At 38.0% G+C, this 1,297-nt stretch carries 1 protein-coding gene; it reads left to right on the top strand.

Features of this window, described 5'->3' with window-relative positions:
- On the top strand, nucleotides 1-861 hold an 861-nt coding region (locus H7T99_RS10510; RefSeq protein ID WP_201036000.1), incomplete at its 5' end, for an LPXTG cell wall anchor domain-containing protein.
- Nucleotides 862-1,297 lie beyond the last annotated feature (436 nt).

Raw genomic sequence — 1,297 nt, 5'->3', positions numbered from 1 at the left:
ACAGCAAAAGACGCTTCAAACAACACATCAGCACCAACTACAGCAACTGTAGCGAAAGCCGATGATAAGACAGCGCCAGACGCCCCAGTTGTGAACCCAGTTAAGGCTGGCGACACAGCCGTAACAGGTACAGCTGAAGCAGGTTCAACCGTCGAAGTCACTCTTCCAGATGGCACTAAAGCAACTGCAACAGCTGACCAAGATGGTAACTTCAGCGTTCCAGTCAGCGGTTTGGAAGAAGGTCAAACTGTATCTGTGACAGCAAAAGACGCTTCAAACAACACATCAGCACCAACTACAGCAACTGTAGCGAAAGCCGATGATAAGACAGCGCCAGACGCCCCAGTTGTGAACACTGATCTTACAGGTAAAGCAGGTACTCGTACTCCAATCGATGTTATTGCTGAACCAGGTGCTAAGATTGAATTGTTCGACAAAGACGGTAACAAGATTGGTGAGGCTACTGCTGATGAAATGGGTCACGCAATAGTAGTACCAACGGTTAACATTCCAGAAGGTAATGTAACAGCGAAAGCGACAGACCTATCAGGTAATGTCTCAGATGCTAGCGCTCCAATGCTTGCAACAAGGGGTGGGTCAACAGATACCTTTAATAATGCTAAAGGTTCCGTTGTTGCCCAAACGACTGTGAAACCATCACCAGTTGTAGATGTTCAGGCAGTGGATTCATCAGATAAGCACATGAATCTTAAAGCAACAGCGACTATTTCAGCAGCTCAAAAAGATACTTCTACCCTTCCAGCGACAGGAGAAGAAGCATCAACTGCAGCTGTAGTACTAGGAGGAGTTCTTGCAGCATTTGGACTTACCTTGGCAGGTAAGCGTAAAAAAGAAGACTAAGATAAATTAAAAAACTTGTAGAAGTGATTTATTAAGTCATCTGAGTTTTCAAACAAAGAGACTCATCCCAAAATTGGGGTGAGTCTTTTTTTATTTGTTATGACAGGGAGATAATACTAACTTAGGTAATTCGTTCATTTATTTGTTATCTTTTTCTTTAAATAGTTTTAGAGTGTTTCTTAAATATAAACTAAAACTTTTGAAATTGTTATGTAATTATGACTTTTCAAAATTGTATTGCAAGTAGCAACAGCTTTCTTACTCTATAATAAGACTTTTTAATCTGGTACTTGTAATAAAGATTTTTTTTAAAAGTAAAATAATTTATTTATCAAGTTTTTTATAGTTTTATTTTTCATTCTGTTGTCAAATCTATAATTTTAATATATTAAATGTTATTTTATCTTTTTTTAAAAATAGACAAAATCTGTATTAA

The sequence above is a fragment of the Streptococcus sp. 17.1 genome (genome assembly GCF_016648655.1).
Taxonomy (GTDB): domain Bacteria; phylum Bacillota; class Bacilli; order Lactobacillales; family Streptococcaceae; genus Streptococcus; species Streptococcus salivarius_E.
Note: the sequence above shows the minus strand (reverse complement) of the source record. Positions and strands in the feature narration are given on the sequence as shown.